Annotated in this window: 1 protein-coding gene; it reads right to left on the reverse strand. The window is 41.3% G+C overall.

The genetic code is table 11. The features are described 5' to 3' along the window. On the reverse strand, positions 1–1,643 hold a 1,643-nt coding region (locus CD150_RS13380), incomplete at both ends, for a GA-like domain-containing protein (RefSeq protein ID WP_206185632.1).

A 1,643-nucleotide genomic window follows, 5' to 3' on the forward strand; every position in this document is an offset into this window, starting at 1 on the left:
GATAACTTCGTATCCACTGCGGTTTTCGCTTGTTCCGCATTCGCTACTGCTTGAGATGCCTCAGACAATTGTTCTGTATCTAGCACACCATTGCTATCTGCGTCATTTACTTCTGGTGACATTACAGAGACGATGTTATCTAATCTTGTTTGTAAATCATCTTTACCTGCAGTACCATTCGGTACGCTATTTACCTTTTCTTGAGCCGTTTCCTTCGCTGTTTCTAATGTTTGGATTAACGCATCTACTTCAGATTTTTCATCAGGTGTCACTAATCCATCTGATGTTACTTCTGTCACCTTATTATCTACTGCTGCTTTTGCTTGTTCCGCTTTTGTCACTGCTTGCGTTGCTTCAGACAATTGGTCTGTATCCAAGACTCCGTTACCATCTGCATCGTTCACTTCTGGTGAAGTTACTGACACGATGTTATCTAATCTTGTTTGAAGATCAGACTTACCTTCGGTACTAGACGGTACACTATTCACCTTTTCTTGGGCTGTTTGCTTCGCTGTTTCTAATGCTTGGATTAACGCATCTACTGCTGTTTTCTCATCTGGTGTTACTAAACCGTCTGATGTTACTTCTGCTAATTTATTATCTACTACGGATTTCGCTTGTTCTGCATTCACTACGGCTTGAGATGCTTCGGATAATTGATCTGTGTCCAAGACTCCATTACTATCTGCATCGTTTACTTCTGGCGATGTTATGGATGCGATGTTGTCTAATCTTGTTTGTAAATCTGTCTTACCTACCGTACTAGATGGCACACTATTTACCTTTTCTTGGGCTGTTTGTTTTGCGCTTTCTAATCCTTGGATTAACGCATCTACTGCGGATTTCTCATCTGGAGTCACTAAACCGTCTGACGTTATTTCAGTCAACTTCGTATCTATTGCTGTTTTTGACTGTTCCGCATTCGCTACGGCTTGAGATGCTTCGGATAATTGATCCGTATCCAAGACTCCGTTACCATCTGCATCGTTCACTTCTGGTGATGTTACGGATGCAATGTTATCCAATCTTGTTTGTAAATCTTCTTTACCCGCAGTACCGTTCGGTACGCTATTTACTTTCTCTTGTGCTGTTTGTTTCGCACTTTCTAATGTTTGAATTAATGTATCTACTTCAGATTTTTCATCTGTTGTTACTAGACCATCTGATGTTACTTCTGCCAATTTAGTATCAACTGCGGTTTTTGCCTGTTCCGCTTTTGTCACTGCTTGCGTTGCTTCAGACAATTGGTCTGTATCCAAGACTCCGTTACCATCTGCATCGTTCACTTCTGGTGAAGTTACAGATGTGATGTTATCCAGTCTTGTTTGTAGCTCACCTTTGCCTGTAGTACCGTTCGGTACACTATTTACCTTCTCTTGGGCTGTTTGCTTCGCGCTTTCTAATGTTTGGATTAACGCGTCTACTGCAGATTTTTCATCTGGAGTCACTAATCCATCTGCTGTAATCTCAGATAACTTCGTATCCACTGCGGATTTCGCTTGTTCTGCATTAGTCACTGCTTGAGATGCTTCGGATAATTGTTCAGTATCCAAGACTCCGTTACCATCTACATCGTTTACTTCTGGTGACGTTACAGATGAGATACTATCCAATCTTGTTTGTAAATCACCTTTACCTGCAGT

The sequence above is a fragment of the Staphylococcus ureilyticus genome (assembly GCF_002902235.1).
GTDB lineage: Bacteria > Bacillota > Bacilli > Staphylococcales > Staphylococcaceae > Staphylococcus > Staphylococcus ureilyticus.